This is a genomic window from Kitasatospora putterlickiae (assembly GCF_039527695.1).
In the GTDB taxonomy this organism is placed as follows: domain Bacteria; phylum Actinomycetota; class Actinomycetes; order Streptomycetales; family Streptomycetaceae; genus Kitasatospora; species Kitasatospora putterlickiae.
In genome coordinates this window covers 9,332-10,101 of sequence record NZ_BAAAKJ010000324.1, presented here as the reverse complement: position 1 = coordinate 10,101, position 770 = coordinate 9,332, and the positions used below count along the sequence as shown (strand labels likewise).

1 protein-coding gene is annotated in these 770 nt (G+C 72.9%); it reads left to right on the top strand.

From position 1 onward, the window contains the following. Nucleotides 1-737 (top strand): dihydrolipoamide acetyltransferase family protein (locus ABD308_RS30760; protein WP_344342302.1); only part of this gene is annotated, 737 nt, incomplete at its 5' end. Between the last annotated feature and the right edge of the window lie 33 nt (nt 738-770).

Here is a 770-nt window from a genome sequence, read left to right as displayed (position 1 = left end):
CCGCGCCGGCCGTCCCCCTGGCCGTGCCCGGCGCGGGCGACGTCCGGGTGCCGGTCAAGGGCGTCCGCAAGGCGACCGCGCAGGCGATGGTGGCCTCGGCCTTCACCGCCCCGCACGTCACCGAGTTCGTCCAGGTCGACGTCACCCGGACGATGAAGTTCGTCCGCCGCCTCAAGGAGAGCGGCGAGCTGGGCCGGGACGTCCGGGTCAGCCCGCTGCTGCTGGTCGCCAAGGCGCTGCTCACCGCGATCAAGCGCCACCCGGAGATCAACGCCCAGTGGGACGAGGCGGCCCAGGAGATCGTCATCAAGGGCCAGGTGAACCTCGGCATCGCCGCGGCCACCCCGCGCGGCCTGATCGTGCCCAACATCAAGGACGCGGGCGCGAAGACCCTCTCGGGCCTGGCGGTCTCGCTCGGCGAGCTGATCGACACCGCCCGGCAGGGGAAGACGGCGCCCGGCGACATGCAGGGCGGCACGGTCACGATCACCAACGTCGGCGTCTTCGGCGTCGACAGCGGCACCCCGATCCTCAACCCCGGCGAGGCGGCCATCCTCGCCTTCGGGGCGGTCCGGGAGCTGCCGTGGGTGCACAAGGGCAAGGTCGTTCCGCGCCAGGTCACCACGCTGGCGCTGTCCTTCGACCACCGGCTGGTCGACGGCGAGCTGGGCTCCAAGGTGCTGGCCGACATCGCGGGCATCCTGGAGCACCCCAAGCGCCTGATCACCTGGGGCTGATCCCGGGCGGTCCGCGTCGCGCAGCGAGGGGCC